Annotated in this window: 14 protein-coding genes; 11 read left to right on the forward strand and 3 right to left on the reverse strand. The window is 62.1% G+C overall.

Annotated features, from left to right (window positions below):
* Nucleotides 1-13 precede the first annotated feature (13 nt).
* The 4 genes from zipA (at nucleotide 14) to ABDK11_RS07305 (ending at nucleotide 5,723) form a co-directional block, all read left to right on the forward strand.
* Nucleotides 14-1,198, forward strand: a complete 1,185-nt coding sequence (gene zipA, locus ABDK11_RS07290) for a cell division protein ZipA (protein ID WP_346839629.1) — start codon at nucleotides 14-16, stop codon at nucleotides 1,196-1,198.
* Nucleotides 1,199-1,306: 108 nt separating this feature from the next.
* The gene (ligA, locus tag ABDK11_RS07295; protein WP_346839630.1) at nucleotides 1,307-3,343 is read left to right on the forward strand and encodes an NAD-dependent DNA ligase LigA; all 2,037 of its coding nucleotides are present in this window, start codon (nucleotides 1,307-1,309) and stop codon (nucleotides 3,341-3,343) included.
* Nucleotides 3,344-3,673: 330 nt separating this feature from the next.
* The gene (locus tag ABDK11_RS07300) at nucleotides 3,674-4,108 is read left to right on the forward strand and encodes a hypothetical protein (protein ID WP_346839631.1); all 435 of its coding nucleotides are present in this window, start codon (nucleotides 3,674-3,676) and stop codon (nucleotides 4,106-4,108) included.
* A gap of 205 nt (nucleotides 4,109-4,313) precedes the next feature.
* Complete coding sequence (locus ABDK11_RS07305; RefSeq protein ID WP_346839632.1) at nucleotides 4,314-5,723, forward strand: class II fumarate hydratase; 1,410 nt, start codon at nucleotides 4,314-4,316, stop codon at nucleotides 5,721-5,723.
* Between the two features lie 34 nt (nucleotides 5,724-5,757).
* On the opposite strand, the gene ABDK11_RS07310 is transcribed toward ABDK11_RS07305, so the two are convergent.
* Nucleotides 5,758-5,880: a hypothetical protein gene (locus ABDK11_RS07310; RefSeq protein WP_346839633.1), complete on the reverse strand. Its 123-nt coding sequence runs from the start codon at nucleotides 5,878-5,880 to the stop codon at nucleotides 5,758-5,760.
* Between the two features lie 137 nt (nucleotides 5,881-6,017).
* Between ABDK11_RS07310 and ABDK11_RS07315 the strand changes: the two genes are divergently transcribed.
* The 5 genes from ABDK11_RS07315 (at nucleotide 6,018) to ABDK11_RS07335 (ending at nucleotide 11,566) form a co-directional block, all read left to right on the forward strand.
* Nucleotides 6,018-6,221: a hypothetical protein gene (locus ABDK11_RS07315; protein ID WP_346839634.1), complete on the forward strand. Its 204-nt coding sequence runs from the start codon at nucleotides 6,018-6,020 to the stop codon at nucleotides 6,219-6,221.
* Nucleotides 6,222-7,274, forward strand: coding sequence for an AraC family transcriptional regulator ligand-binding domain-containing protein (locus ABDK11_RS07320; RefSeq protein ID WP_346839635.1), 1,053 nt, complete (start codon nucleotides 6,222-6,224; stop codon nucleotides 7,272-7,274).
* Between the two features lie 278 nt (nucleotides 7,275-7,552).
* Entirely contained in the window at nucleotides 7,553-9,346 is a 1,794-nt protein-coding gene (locus ABDK11_RS07325; protein WP_346839636.1) for an acyl-CoA dehydrogenase C-terminal domain-containing protein, read from the forward strand.
* A 59-nt stretch (nucleotides 9,347-9,405) separates the two neighbouring features.
* A complete protein-coding gene (locus ABDK11_RS07330) occupies nucleotides 9,406-9,729 on the forward strand; it encodes an SCP2 sterol-binding domain-containing protein (RefSeq protein ID WP_346839637.1) in 324 nt (107 codons plus the stop codon).
* A 199-nt stretch (nucleotides 9,730-9,928) separates the two neighbouring features.
* A complete protein-coding gene (locus tag ABDK11_RS07335) occupies nucleotides 9,929-11,566 on the forward strand; it encodes an AMP-binding protein (RefSeq protein WP_346839638.1) in 1,638 nt (545 codons plus the stop codon).
* A gap of 91 nt (nucleotides 11,567-11,657) precedes the next feature.
* Here ABDK11_RS07335 and ABDK11_RS07340 read toward each other — a convergent pair whose 3' ends face one another.
* Nucleotides 11,658-12,299 (reverse strand): glutathione S-transferase family protein, encoded by a 642-nt coding sequence (locus ABDK11_RS07340; protein ID WP_346839639.1) that lies wholly within the window; start codon nucleotides 12,297-12,299, stop codon nucleotides 11,658-11,660.
* 112 nt (nucleotides 12,300-12,411) lie between these two features.
* Here ABDK11_RS07340 and ABDK11_RS07345 point away from each other — a divergent pair, with 112 nt between their 5' ends.
* The gene (locus ABDK11_RS07345; protein ID WP_346839640.1) at nucleotides 12,412-12,855 is read left to right on the forward strand and encodes a helix-turn-helix domain-containing protein; all 444 of its coding nucleotides are present in this window, start codon (nucleotides 12,412-12,414) and stop codon (nucleotides 12,853-12,855) included.
* 42 nt (nucleotides 12,856-12,897) lie between these two features.
* On the opposite strand, the gene ABDK11_RS07350 is transcribed toward ABDK11_RS07345, so the two are convergent.
* A complete protein-coding gene (locus ABDK11_RS07350) occupies nucleotides 12,898-13,890 on the reverse strand; it encodes a GGDEF domain-containing protein (RefSeq protein WP_346839641.1) in 993 nt (330 codons plus the stop codon).
* A gap of 347 nt (nucleotides 13,891-14,237) precedes the next feature.
* Here ABDK11_RS07350 and ABDK11_RS07355 point away from each other — a divergent pair, with 347 nt between their 5' ends.
* Nucleotides 14,238-14,741, forward strand: a complete 504-nt coding sequence (locus ABDK11_RS07355) for a phosphate-starvation-inducible PsiE family protein (RefSeq protein ID WP_346839642.1) — start codon at nucleotides 14,238-14,240, stop codon at nucleotides 14,739-14,741.
* The last annotated feature ends 1 nt before the right edge of the window (nucleotide 14,742 follow it).

The raw sequence follows: 14,742 nt of genomic DNA on the forward strand, positions 1-14,742 counted from the left end.
TGAGAGAAACGCTATGGGAAATTGGCTGGTCACAATTCTCGCATTGATTCTGCTGCTGGCGGTGCTGGACGGCGTGCGCCGCGCCGTACTGCGCCAGCGCGCATCGATGAAAGTCTCGCGCCATCTGTCGCGCGAGATGCACAGGGGCACCTACGACGATAACGACGAGTTGATGTCGCCCGTGCGCAATGTGCAGGGGGCAACGTCCAAAGTGGAAACGGCTCCCGATAAAGTCTGTGAGCCGGATCACCCGGTCGCCGACGTAGAGGAATACCTCGACCCGGAAGAGGAGGCCAAGCGCCGCCAGATTGCCGAAGAGCTGCCCGGGAGTGTGCGCGTGGTGCAGCGCCGCGCGCTCGAAGAGGCCCTGCAGGTAAACCGTCAGGTACAGGAGAGCTTTATGTCATCGCGCAAACCGCTCGCCGGCAGCCAGCCGCAGCGTGACGAGCCGGAACAGACATCGCTCAATCTAGACGACCAGGTGCCGACCCTGATGGATTCGGTGGTGGCGGAAGAAGATCGCCGCGAACCGGAACTCAACGAGTCGGAAAGCCTCGAAGCCCTGAGTGCCGGCGAAAGCGGGTTGGTGCAAGAAGAACCCGCAGCGCCGGTACCGGAAAGCGACATTGCGCCGCGGGCGCCCGAACGGGCGCAGGACCGCGCGCACGACGATAACGGCGCGCGTGCAGACACACGCGGCCGGGAGAAAAAGGGTGCAGCGGTGAACAAACAAGCCAGCAAGCCGCGGGAGAAATCCCCGGTCGAAGAAGTCCTGATCATCAATGTGATGGCGCCGGAAGGCGACTTCTTCGAGGGCAACGATATCCTGCGCGCGATGATGGCCGCGCGCCTGCGCTTCGGCGAAATGAATATTTTCCATTACCACCAGGGCGGTAGCGACGATGGCCCGGTGGTATTCAGCCTGGCCAATATGGTCGTGCCCGGCGTCTTCGATCTGGCGCAAATGGAAGAGTTCACCAGCCCCGGCCTGAGCCTGTTCCTCGCCCTGCCGATCGAGGGCTCGGCGCTTGCCGCGCTGGAACAGCTACTGGCCACCTCGCGCCAGATTGCCGAGCAGTTGGGCGGTGAACTGAAAGACGAAAACCGCAGCGTCTTCACCGCGCAGACCGCCGAGCACTACCGCCAGCGGGTGATGGAGTACCAGCGCCGCCGCGCCCTGGCCCGCGCCCAGGCCTGACCTGTACGGGCGAACCTTGTGTTCGCCCGCGCGCGGGTCGCAGACCCGCTCCTACCGGCCAAGCTCTCCCTCCCAATGGCAAGAATTCCCCATTTTTGCGAATAAAAAATGACAGACAAAATTCCCAGCGAACAACGCCAGCGCGTCGAAGAGTTGCACCAGATCCTGCAGCGTGCCAACTACCAGTACTACGTACTCGACAACCCGGAGCTGCCGGATGCGGAATACGACCGCCGCCTGCGCGAGCTGCAGGAGCTGGAAAAAGAACACCCGCAGCTGATTAGCCCGGATTCGCCCACCCAGCGTGTCGGCGCCGAGCCGCTGAAGGCGTTTGCCGAAGTGCATCACGAAGTGCCGATGCTGTCACTGGACAACGCCTTCAACGACGAGGAGTTGCAGGAATTCGACCGCCGCGTGCGCGACCGCCTCAATACCTCCGAGCCGGTGGAGTACGCCTGTGAGCCCAAGCTCGATGGTATCGCCATCAGTATTCTTTACCGCAATGGCCTGCTGGAGCGCGCCGCCACCCGCGGCGACGGCACTACCGGCGAAGACATCACCCAGAATGTGCGCACCATCGGTTCGGTACCGCTGCGCCTGCTGGACAACGGTGTGCCCGAGGTACTGGAAGTGCGCGGCGAGATCTATATGCCCAAGGCCGGCTTTGCCGAACTGAACCGCAAGGCGGCAGAAGCGGGCGAGAAAACCTTCGTCAATCCGCGCAATGCCGCCGCCGGCAGTCTGCGCCAGCTGGATTCGCGCATTACCGCACAGCGCCCGCTGGAGCTGTGTGTATACGGCGTGGGCCAGGTGGCGGGGGCGACCCTGCCGGACAGGCACACGGAAATTCTGCAGCAGCTGAACCGCTGGGGCTTTCGCATCAACAGCGAGATGGCTGCGGCCAGCGACATCGATGCGTGTATCGCCTATCACCACAAGCTCGGTGACAAGCGCGGTGAACTGGCCTACGACATCGACGGTATCGTGTTCAAGGTCAATGACACCGCACTGCAGCGCCGCCTCGGCTTTGTCGCGCGCGCGCCGCGCTGGGCCATGGCGTATAAATTCCCGGCACAGGAAGAAATGACGGTCCTCAAGGACGTGGAATTCCAGGTGGGTCGCACCGGTGCGGTGACGCCGGTGGCGCGGCTGGAGCCGGTATTCGTGGGCGGCGTGACCGTTTCCAACGCGACCCTGCACAACCGCGACGAGATCGAGCGCCTGGGCGTCAAAATCGGCGATACAGTAGTGATCCGCCGCGCCGGCGATGTCATCCCGCAGGTGGTGTCGGTGGTGGCAAGCAAGCGGCCCGAAGACGCCCGCGCCATCGTTTTCCCGGATCACTGCCCGGTGTGCGATTCACCGGTGGAATCCACGCCCGGCGAGGCGGTGGCCCGCTGCAGCGGCGGTCTGATCTGCAGTGCCCAGCGCAAGCAGGCGATCAAACATTTTGCCTCGCGCAAGGCCATGGATATCGACGGCCTCGGCGACAAACTGGTGGAGCAGCTGGTCGACGAGGGATTGCTGCACTCGGTGTCCGGCCTCTTTCACCTGAAGCTCGACGAGCTGGTTGAATTGGAGCGCATGGGGCAGAAATCGGCGCAGAACCTGCTCGACGCGCTGGAGCGCAGCAAGGACACCACGCTGCCGAAATTCCTTTACGCCCTGGGTATCCGCGAAGTGGGTGAAGCCACCGCGCGCAACCTGGCGCGGCATTTTGGCGATCTGGAGCCGCTGATGCAGGCGGATGAGGACGCGCTGCAGGAAGTCGAGGACGTGGGCCCGGTGGTGGCGCACTTCGTGGCGGAATTTTTCCAGCAGACCCACGCCCAGGAAGAGATAGAGGCGCTGCGCCAGGCCGGGGTGCACTGGCAGCCGGAAGAGCAGGGCGGCAGTGACCAGCCGCTGGCGGGGCAAACCTGGGTGTTGACCGGCAAGCTCGAAACCCTGTCGCGCAGCGAAGGCAAGGATTACCTGCAGCGCCTCGGCGCCAAGGTGGCCGGCAGCGTTTCCGCCAACACCGACAGTGTCGTCGCCGGCCCCGGTGCAGGCTCCAAGCTGAACAAGGCGCGGGAATTGGATATCCCGGTTCTGGATGAAGAAGAGTTTCTCGAAATGTTACGCGAGCGCGGTATCGAGATCTGAGTCGTTTTGCCTGTGCTGCCAACCGCGAGAGGGCGAACACGAGGTTCGCCCCTACGGAAGGAGCCGCGGTTTTCTTCACGCCTTCAATACCCCGCGGTGCCTGTAGCAAAGTGGGTGAATAAATCGCTGCATTGGATCTGTAGGGGCGAACCTTGTGTTCGCCCGGGCCTCTTCTCGTACCGCAGCCGGCAATTCTGTACAAAAAATTACCGCTTTCCCAATTGCGATTCCGGTTATAGCTTTCTTTTCCAACGGCCGTTAAAGTGGGCCGTTAGTCATTCACTGTGTCGGGCATTTTTTGACCGACAACGCCGCGCTGAGGAAAGAAAAGTGGTACAGGGCGATCAGGAATCCATTGTCTACGGATGTATCAAGGACAGTAATAGCCTGGCCGGTGGTGCCGATCGCCGGCGAATCAATCGTGCCGCGGTGATGGCACTGCCCAGTGCCGACGAGTGGCCTTTCCTGTGCCGGGATATGTTCTCCATCCCCACGATTAAAGTGAAGCTGTCCCAGTACCAGACCGATGTGATCCATTTCGGTGCTTCCTATCGTGCGGTGGAATATGAATGGAACCACTGGATCCAGAAATTCGAGGAACTGCTGCGCAGCATGTACTGGGTGTCGGCGACCGTACACCTGGAGACCGAGCTGTCTGGCATCCACTCCTTCACCTGGGAGGCCGCGGGTCTCTATCACGAGCCCGGCAGCGGCGACATGCAGGTGCGCTGCGAGTGGACCCAGGAGGGGCGCGTCAGCGTCTGATTCCTCTCCCTGCTATGCTGAAAGGGCCTCTTCGCGGTGACGTGCTGAATCCACCATTGCGCACGCGTCGGGGCTGCGGCGATCGGCGATAAATCCTGGTTGTTGTGCTGACGGTTGCTGCCGCGGGACAGCGGTCACTGCCCGGGCAGGCCGTGTCGAAAAATGTCTCAGTGTCCGGCACCGCCGGCGGTCGAGGTCCGCTACCATGGGCGAAAAATTCCGCACCGAAAAAGACAGCCTGGGCGAAGTCCAGGTCCCCGAGTGGGCGCTCTACGGCGCCCAGACCCAGCGCGCGCGCGACAACTTCCCGGTCAGTGGCATATCGCTGCCAACGGAGTTTATCCGCGCAATCGTACTGATCAAGAAATCCGCGGCGCAGGCCAATCGCGAGCTGGGGCTGCTCGATGCCCAGCGCGCCGATGCAATCGTGGCAGCCTGCGACGGCCTCGGCGAGGACGACTTCGCGCGCCAGTTTCCGCTGGATATCTACCAGACCGGCTCCGGCACCAGCACGAACATGAACGTGAACGAAGTGCTGGCCCATATCGCCAACCGGAACCTTGGCGGTTCCGACAGCAATCTGCAGGTCGGTGCCAACGATCACGTCAATATGAGCCAGAGCAGCAACGACGTGATCCCCACCGCAATCCATGTGTCGACGCTACTGGCCGGCAGGGACCACCTGCTGCCGGCGCTGCGTCACCTGCATGCGGTGCTGACCGACAAGGCCGCCGAGGTGGACGATGTGGTGAAGACCGGCCGCACGCACTTGATGGATGCGCTGCCGCTGACGCTCGGCCAGGAGATCGGCGCCTGGGCGGCGCAGATCGAGCTGTGCCGCGAGCGCATTCGCGGCGTGCTGCCGCGCCTGTCGCAAGTGGCCCAGGGCGGCACGGCCATCGGTACCGGGCTCAATGCGCACCCGAAATTTGCCGAGCTGTTTGCGCAGAAGCTGAGCGCCAACAGTACCCAGCAGTTTCGCCCCGCGGACAATCTGTTTGCGGCAATTTCCTGCCAGGATACCGCCGTGGAAGTGTCCGGCCAGCTGAAGGTGCTGGCGGTGGCGCTGATGAAAATCGCCAACGACCTGCGTTGGATGAACAGCGGGCCGCTGGCCGGGCTTGGCGAAATCGAGCTGCAGGCGCTGCAGCCGGGCAGCAGTATCATGCCGGGCAAGGTCAACCCGGTGATCGGCGAATCGGTGGCGATGGTGGCGGCGCGGGTGATGGGCAACGATGCAACCATTGCTATCGCCGGGCAGAGCGGCAATTTCCAGCTCAACGTGATGCTGCCGCTGATGGCACACACCCTGCTGGAGAGTATCCGCCTGCTGGGCAGTGCCGCACGGCTGCTGGCAGACAAGGCGGTGGCCGGTTTCTCGGTCAACCGCGAGCGTGTGGCCGAGGCACTGTCGCGCAACCCGATTCTGGTGACGGCGTTGAACCCGGTGATCGGCTATGCCAAGGCGGCGGACGTTGCCAAGGCGGCCTACCGCAGCGGCCGACCGGTCCTCGAAGTAGCGCGCGAGATGACCGATCTGGAGGACGCCGAGCTGGAGAAACTGCTGGATCCCGCGCGCCTGACCCAGGGTGGCATCGTCTCCGGTGACGGTTAATGGTCTCCGGCGATGATTGATGCCGCGCCGCGCGTCAGGAGAAGAGCGCGATACCGAGCAGGATCGCGACCATCAGGCCGGCGAGGCATTCAATCAAGGTAAAAAGGTGCCGCACGGTTACGCGGTCCTCGCGCCGGTACAGCAGTTTCCTGCTCATCCATACCTCCCGCGGCGTTGACAGGAATCGGTCAATGCCTCACGATTCCGCGCCGCATCGGTCTATCTACTGTTGAATGGTAGTGCCGCAGACCGGTATCGACCAACCGTTCATTTTCAACCGGCGCAGTCAATTTCATGGCCAAGAAAAGTCGACGTTCCTTTATTACCAGTGTGCTCGCCTGTATCGCTTTCGTGGCTGCGGCGGTGTGGAGCTGGGATCTGCCGTTTGCGGATATCGCTTCTTACCTGGTGCTGTTACTGGTGTTTCTGCTAGTTATCATTGTCGCGGCGCTGGGGTTCGGGGCGCTGCTCAACTGGTTGCGCGGGCGCAAAAAATAAATGGCGGTGTCGGAAGAGGACATCCGTATTCCGATCGCCTATCTGGAGCGGCTGCTCGACGAGGCGACGCGACACGGCTGTGACCGCAGTCAGCTGCTCGCCTCGGTCGGTATTGACGAGCGCGAACTCGACGGCGCCGCGGCCTTTTCTGCGGTCAAGTACGGCCGCCTCTACCAGCGCGTGATGTGGCAGGTGCAGGACGAGTGGTTCGGCATGCTCAGCGGCGGCCGCGTGCGCTCCGGATCCTTCCGCCTGCTGTGCCTGATGGTGGTCAATTGCGCGACGGTGCGTCAGGCGATTGCGCTCAGCGCCGAGTTCATGGAAATCTGTCGCGGTTTCAAGGTCAAACCGGTATTCGAGCCGGCCGGCAACGGCCGCGAGCGGGTGGCCATCCGCGGGATCAGTTCCCTGGCCACAGGCGAGTTCGACCAGCTGATCGCCGCCACCACCCCCGGCGTGATCCGCACCACGCTGGCGGTTTGGCATCGCTTCTACTGCTGGCTGGTGGGGCGCGAGATCCCGCTGGCGCAGCTGCACTTCTCTTTCTCCTGCCCCGAGGAGTTCCGCAGCCTGGCCCAGAGCGAGGCGGGGGAGCTGCTGTTCGACCAGCCCGTCAACGCCCTGGAGTACGACAGCCGCTACCTGGATTACCCGGTAGTGCAGAATCCGCAGACGCTGGAAGACTTTATCCGCACGGCGCCCTACCACCTGGTGATCAGCGACGGCAGCGCGAGCAGTATCAAGACCAAGGTCAAGACAATCCTCAACCGTGACGTCAGCGAATCGATGCCGGCGGCGGAGGTAGTGGCCGAGCGCCTCAATATGTCGGTCACCACGTTGCGCCGGCGCTTGCAGCAGGAGGGGACTTCCTACCAGAAGCTGAAAGACGAGTGCCGCATGGAGGCCGCCTTCCACTATCTCAGCTGCCCGGATCTCTCCAACGGGCAAATTGCGGAACTGCTCGGTTTCGATGAGTCCAGTGCCTTCTTCCGCGCCTTCAAAAAATGGACCGGCGTGACCCCCGGCGAGTACCGCAGCCGCAAGAGTGGCTGATGCGGCGCTGCCGCCGCTAGGGCCGCCACAGGGGTAATGCCGGGTTCGCTGGATCGGTGGCCAACCCGGTATTCAGCGAGAGCGCAAAGATTGTCCCGTCAGTCACATTCGACCCGTCGCACCATTCTGTCACCGCTTTGGGCGCTTTTCGCCATAGAGCGGCCGACGGCGTTGCTACTATGATGAACCAATCGTAAAAATCAGTCACAAAGCTGACTCGCCGGTTTTATCCGGTCGGCGGCACTTTACCGAATTGACAGAGAATTGAGGGTTGCAGGATGACCGATATCAAGATTCCACTGCGCGACATGCGTTTTGTCATGCGCGAACTGCTGGACTGGGACAAGCACTACGAGTCCCTGGGCTATGACGAGGCCACACCGGATCTGGTCGATGCCATCCTCGAAGAGGGCGCCAAGTTCTGTGAGAACGTTCTGGCTCCGCTGAACCAGATCGGCGACCAGCAGGGCTGTACCTGGAAAGACGGCGAAGTCACCACCCCGGAAGGCTTCAAAGAGGCCTACCAGCAGTTCGTCGAGGCCGGCTGGCCGTCCCTGGCGCACGACCCGGCCCACGGTGGCCAGGGCCTGCCGCCGTCACTGGGCACCGTCATGAGCGAAATGGTGGGCACCAGTAACTGGTCCTGGGGCATGTACCCGGGACTGTCCCACGGCGCCATGAACACCCTCGAAGCCCACGGTACCGATGCGCAGAAAGAAACCTACCTGACCAAGCTGGTCGAGGGCACCTGGACCGGCACCATGTGCCTGACCGAGCCGCACTGCGGCACCGATCTGGGTATCCTGCGCAGCAAGGCCGAGCCGAATGACGACGGCTCCTACGCGATCACCGGTACCAAGATCTTTATCTCCGCCGGTGAGCACGACATGGCCGAGAACATCGTGCATATCGTGCTGGCGCGCCTGCCCGATGCCCCCGCCGGCACCAAGGGCATCTCCCTGTTTATCGTGCCCAAGTTCCTGCCCAATGCCGACGGCTCCGCCGGCGAGCGCAACGGTGTGGCCTGTGGCTCCCTGGAGCACAAGATGGGTATCCACGGCAACGCCACCGCGGTACTGAACTTCGACGCCGCCAAGGGCTTCCTGATCGGCCCGCCCAACAAGGGCCTGAACTGCATGTTCACCTTCATGAACACTGCGCGCCTGGGCACGGCCCTGCAGGGCCTGGCCCACGCCGAGGCGGGTTTCCAGAAGTCGCTGGCCTACGCCAAAGACCGCTTGCAGATGCGCTCCCTGAGCGGCCCGAAAAACCCGGACGGCGCCGCCGACCCGATTATCGTGCACCCGGACGTGCGCCGTATGCTGCTGACCCAGAAGGCCTTTGCCGAGGGCGGGCGTATGCTGGCCATGCTGTGTGCGCAGCAGGTGGACCGCACCCACAAGGGCAGTGACGAAGACAAGCAGGACGCCGATGACCTGCTGGCCTTCCTGACGCCGATCGCCAAGGCGTTCCTGACCGAGGCCGGTTTCGAGTCCGCCAACCTGGGGCTGCAGTGTTTCGGTGGTCACGGCTATATCGCCGAGTGGGGTATGGAGCAGAATGTGCGCGACGCACGTATTGCCACCATTTACGAGGGTACCACCGGTATCCAGGCCCTCGACCTGTTGGGCCGCAAGGTGCTGATGAGCCAGGGCGAGAAGCTGCGCAAGTTCACCAAGCTGGTGCACAAGTTCTGTCAGGCGGAAATCGACAACGAGGCCATGGCGCCGTTCGTCACCAAACTGCAGGAGCTGAACCAGCAGTGGGGCGAGCTGACCATGAACATCGGGGTCAAGGCGATGGAAAACCCGGACGAGGTGGGTGCCGCGTCGGTCGACTACCTGATGTACTCCGGTTACGCCGTGCAGGCGTTCCTGTGGGCGCGCGCCGCCAAACTGGCCAACGACAAGCTGGCTGCCGGTGACGGCGAAGCGGATTTCTACCGTGCCAAGCTGGCCACCGCGCGCTTCTACTTCGACCGCATCCTGCCGCGTACCGAGACGCACGCAACCGCGATGCAGAGTGGCGCTGCCAACCTGATGGAGCTGGATGCGGAACACTTCGCATTCTGAGTTCGATCACCATCGAGAACCGCCGGTCATGCCGGCGGTTTTTTTGTGGAGTGCAGTCCATGCAGTTGTCAGAGCATGTGGTCGCGTACCTGCGGCGCCTTACTTGTTCGCATCCTGGCTCTCGGGTACAGTTCCGGCTGCCCGATGCCAGTGATTTCTACGTGTTGTTATCGTCGGCGGAAGCGGGTGCGGCATCCCATCCGGGAGAGGCTTGTCAGCCGACCCTGGTGCTGGAACTGGCAAAGGCCACGTTGAGTGCTATTCTGGAAGGCCGATTAAGTGCGCGCCACGCCTTCCTGCTCGGCGATATACACTACAGCGGTGATCGCGAGCTGGCGGCCGCGCTGGCCGATCTGTTTCCGGCCCGCGACCGCAGCGCGTGACGCGACAACTGCATTGATCCGGTATCCGCGCCGAAATTCCGGCGGCGCGTGGAATCGCAGATTTACCGGAACACGGCCAGACCAATTCGAACAACCGCAGCCGTGAATTACAAAAAATAATTATTTGTCCGCAGGCCGAGCCACAGCATTGGTCTATATAAAACGGACAGGCGACAACAACAGGACTGGGAGAAGACAGTTGGATCTCGATCGCAGCATACTCGACGTATTTTCGGGCGCCTGTGCCAAATTCGGTGACAGGCCGGCATTTACCTGCCTCGGGCAGACCCTCAGCATCGGCGAAATCGACAGGCTCAGCGCCAGGTTTGCCTCCTACCTTCAGCATCAAACCGACCTGGAACCCGGCGACCGCATCGCGGTACAGCTGCCGAACATTCTCCAGTATCCCGTGGTCGTCTTTGGCGCCCTGCGTGCGGGCCTGGTTGTCGTCAACACCAACCCGCTGTACACCCAGCGCGAATTGAAACACCAGCTGAAAGACTCCGGCGCCAAGGCGATGGTGGTACTGGCCAACATTGCCGATACCGCGTCCCAGGTGGTGGCCGAGACCAGTGTGCAGCAGGTGATCGTGACCGAGATCGCCGATCTGCACAGTCCGCTGAAGCGCATGCTGATCAACGGGGTGGCCAAATACATCAAGAAAATGGTGCCGGAATTTTCCTTTGCCAATCAGGTGAATTTCCGCGACGCCATGGCCAAGGGCGCCCAGCAGCCGCACGAAGACGTGCAGCGCAAACCGGATGACGTGGCGGTGCTGCAGTACACCGGTGGCACCACCGGCGTAGCCAAAGGCGCCATGCTGACCAACTGCAATCTGGTGGCGAATATGGAGCAGGTGCGCGAGGCGCTCGGCGACTCCATGAAAGAGGGCGAGGAGCTCTATGTGGCACCGCTGCCGCTGTACCACATTTACGCTTTTACGATTCACTGCATGTGCCTGTTCTCCACCGGCAGCCACTCGCTGCTGATTCCGAATCCGCGCGATATCCCGGCGTTCGTGAAAACCCTGAAGGGCGTACGCTTTACCGGTTTTGCCGGCCTCAACACGCTGTTCAACGGCCTGATGCGCAACCCGGAATTTGCCGAGCTGGATTTCAGCAAACTGCACACCACGGCGTCCGGCGGCATGGCCCTGACCCGCGATACCGCCAAGCGCTGGGAACAGATGACCGGCTGCGTGGTCACCGAAGGCTACGGCATGACCGAGACTTCGCCGGTTGTGTCCTTTAACCCCGCCGATGCCGTGCAGCTGGGCACCGTGGGCATACCGGTGCCGGCGACCGAAGTGAAGGTGGTGGACGAAAACGGCAACGACTTGCCCAACAATTCCCCCGGCGAGCTGTGCGTGCGCGGCCCGCAGGTAATGAAAGGTTACTGGGAACGGGCTGAGGCAACTGCCGAAACTATCGACAGCGAGGGCTGGTTGCACACTGGCGATATGGCGCTGATCCAGGACGATGGCTATATCAAGATCGTCGACCGCAAGAAAGACATGATCATCGTGTCCGGTTTCAACGTCTATCCCAACGAGATCGAGGACGTCGTCAGCGCCCACGACAAGGTGGCGGAGGCTGCGGCGATCGGCGTACCCAACGAAAAGAGCGGCGAGCAGGTGAAACTGTTTGTGATCAAGGCCGATCCGTCTCTGACCGAAGAGGAAGTCATCGCCTACTGCCGCGAAAATATGACCGCCTATAAGGTACCGAAGCAGGTGGAGTTCCGCGAAGACCTGCCCAAGACCAATGTCGGCAAGATACTGCGCCGCGAGCTGCGCGCCGAAGAGCTGAAAAAGCTCGAGAGCGCGGTCAGCGCCTGATATTTTCAGCCACACGGGCGGTATTCAGACCGCTACTCTGGTCCGTATCGAGAGCCCCGCTGTCACCAGCGGGGCTTTTTTGTGTTTGCGGTTAAAGAAAGGAAAAGAGCTTGCCGCCCGGCAGCTGCTCCATCGCGCGCTCGAAGGCGGGCCTTGCCTTGATGCGCTGATACCAGTCCCGGGTTGCGCTGTAGTCGTCGAGGCTGGCTGAAGTGAGTTCGTGCGTCTGGCAGAAACTGAAACCGATCAGGTCGGCGATCGTCAGCTCGTCACCGGCCAGGAATGGGCGCGTCGACAGGGCCTGATCAATGATCGGGAGCTGGGCGGCCAGAAAGGCCAGGGCGCCCTCTGTCGCTGCGCCGTTGGGGCTGCTGCCCATCGCCTTCGGTTTGACCACCTCCTCGAATACGAGCGTGTGCAGGTGGCGGCCGACGTGCTGGGTCATCATGTCGATCCACTGGTTCGTGCGGGCGCGTGCCTCCGGCGTATCGCCATAGAGCTGGTTGTTGTGGCGCTCGGCGAGGAGCCGACAGATGGCATTGCTTTCAAAATAGTGGTTGCCGTCGAGCTCCACCGCGGGCACCTTGCCCAGCGGATGCCGCTGCAGATGTTCGGGGGATTTGTGCTCGCCGGCGTGCGCATCCAGCAGCTGTAACTGGTAGTGGTGGCCCAGTTCTTCGGCGGTAAAAAGTACCTTGACCAGGTTGTAGGTGGGGAAGCTGTAAATGTTCACTGCAATGGTCTCCCTGTCATTGAAACACGAATTCATTTCGTTTTACTTGCATAATGCAAGTACGTTAGGCGCCGTAATTGCAAAATGCAAGTTAAATTTTTAGACTGATTTCATGACAAAATGCTCGACCCATCCCACCGTCACCCGACGTTCCCCCTGTGCCCTGGCCAACGGACTCGAGATCCTCGGTGACCGCTGGACGCTGCTGATCATTCGCGACCTGATGTTTACCAACCGGCGCGAGTTTCGCCATTTTCTGGCCGCCGGGGAGGGGATTTCCACCAATATCCTCACCGATCGGTTGCAGCGACTGCAGTGCGCCGGGGTTATCAGCAAGCGCCCCCACCCGGATCACGGCAAGAAATTCGTCTACGAGCTCACCGGCGTCGGCCGCGCTCTGGCGCCGACAGTAATCGAGTTCGGGCTCTGGGCAGTGCGCAGTATCGATGGCTCCTTGTTGCCACCGGTGTTGCTGGACATGATGGAAAACCAGCGGGATGAACTGATCGAGAAGGTTGCGCGGGGCGATTGCCTGCTGGAGCTGGACCTGGGTTGAGCGCGCCGCCCGGCGCTTTGCGTTATAGGGGGTGCCGGGCGTTCAGTGGCCGGAGGCCAGTAGCGGAGTGCCTGTTTCGCCCGCGTTTGCGGCCGCATCGGCGCTGGCGTAGTCCATTGCACAGCTGGCGCCGCAGTCGCGGGCGCGGTACAGCGCGTAGTCGGCACAGCGCCAGAGCTCTGCCGAGTCCACGTTGGGCGTCGGCCGGCAGCTGTGATAGCCCACGGATATCGCCAGCGGCGCGTCAGTGCTGTCGTTTTGCCCCTCCATACAGCCGAGCTTGTCCAGCGCTTTCAGCAGTCGCGCTGCCAGCGCGGTGGCGCCACCGTGATCGGTGGACGGCAGCAGGATGCCGAACAGGCCGTCGCCAGTGCGCGCGACAAAGTCACTCCAGCGGCAGGCGCTGCCTTTCAGGCAGCGGGCGACACGCTGCATAGCGCTGTCGTAGGCCTCGTCGCGATGGCCCGGCAGGCGCCCGCACAACTCCACATCCACCAGCATCAGGGCCAGCGCGGTACGCTGGCATACCGCCAGGTTCCACTGATGGTTGAGCTGGCGCTCGAAGGCGATGCGATCGGGCAGGCTGGTGAGCGCGTCGGTGGGCGGGGCGATGGTCCGCCGCGCCAGCTGGCGGCACTGTTCCAGCGCGCGACGCTGGCTGGAAAGTCTGTTGCGCATCGGGTGCGTCTGCCGTGCTGTCCCTTCTATTTCCTCGGTGCGGGAATAAAACTCCACCAGATAAGCGGTCGCATTGCTGCTGCCAAAAAAGTCGATGCGCGTTACCTGTGCCAGTTTGTGTGCTAGCGGCGGGGTGAAGTGCGTATCCACCAGGCGGGTCTGCCGTCGGTCGGAGATGGCGCTCCAGGTGTTCTGCCATTCCGCATCACTGGCCACATAGCCGGCCAGGTTGTCGCGGAAATTTTTTGCCAGCAGTGCCTGCAGTTTGCTGCTGAGGGCGATCCAGTTGCCGAGATCATCGCAGATACCGGCCGGGATGGTGTAGGCGTTGAGCAGGGAAACAAATTCGGGGGTCATGGTGATCCATTGCCTGTAGATCTATTGCCTGTAACAGTGGCGCGATTCGCACGGGGCGATAGCGCTCAAAGCCTGTGCCCGATGCTGCCGTGCCGCTGAGTATAGTCGGTGATCGTGTGTTGGCCGGCGGTGCGTGCCGCGACCGGCGCCTCTGTATAGACGGTCGCGCGAGCGCGATGCGTTTCGAGTCGGACAGCGACGCACTCGCGCTGCGCCGGGTCGAATGAGTTGATGGCTTTCGCGCCAGACTGCGGGAAGTTGCTGTGCACCCGGAACCGATACCGCAGCGGTGCCGGTGCAGTTTTGCGCTATACCTACCTCGTGAATCAAGCGGGAACGGGATAGCGATGAGCGACGACGACAGGCATTCGGGACCGGCGCACGAGGAGTTGTCGCCGGAGCACGACGATCCGCTGATCCGTGTGCTGCACCTGATCATCCGCAACTCGGTGCGCGTTCTGGCGGTGTTGATGGCGATGGTGATTGTCTGGGCGGTGGCGGACGTGGTCTACGTCATGTACCAGCGTCTTATGGTGCCGCCGCAGTACCTGCTGGACTACAGCGACCTGTTCGATGTGTTTGGTGCCTTTATGCTGGTGCTGATCGCTATCGAAATCTTTATCAATATCCGCCTGTACCTGGGCTCCAATGTCATTCCGATCCAACTGGTCATCGCCACAGCGCTGATGGCAATCGCGCGGAAAGTGATTGTGCTGGATCTGTCGGATACCGATGCGCGCTATATCTTCGCCATCGGCGCGGTGGTGCTGGCACTGGGGATCGCATACTGGCTGGTGGCGCGCCGGGAATTCAGCCTGCCGCGCAGCGGCGGGCAGCCGCCGGGAGAGTAAG

It is taken from the genome of Microbulbifer sp. SAOS-129_SWC, assembly GCF_039696035.1.
GTDB lineage: Bacteria > Pseudomonadota > Gammaproteobacteria > Pseudomonadales > Cellvibrionaceae > Microbulbifer.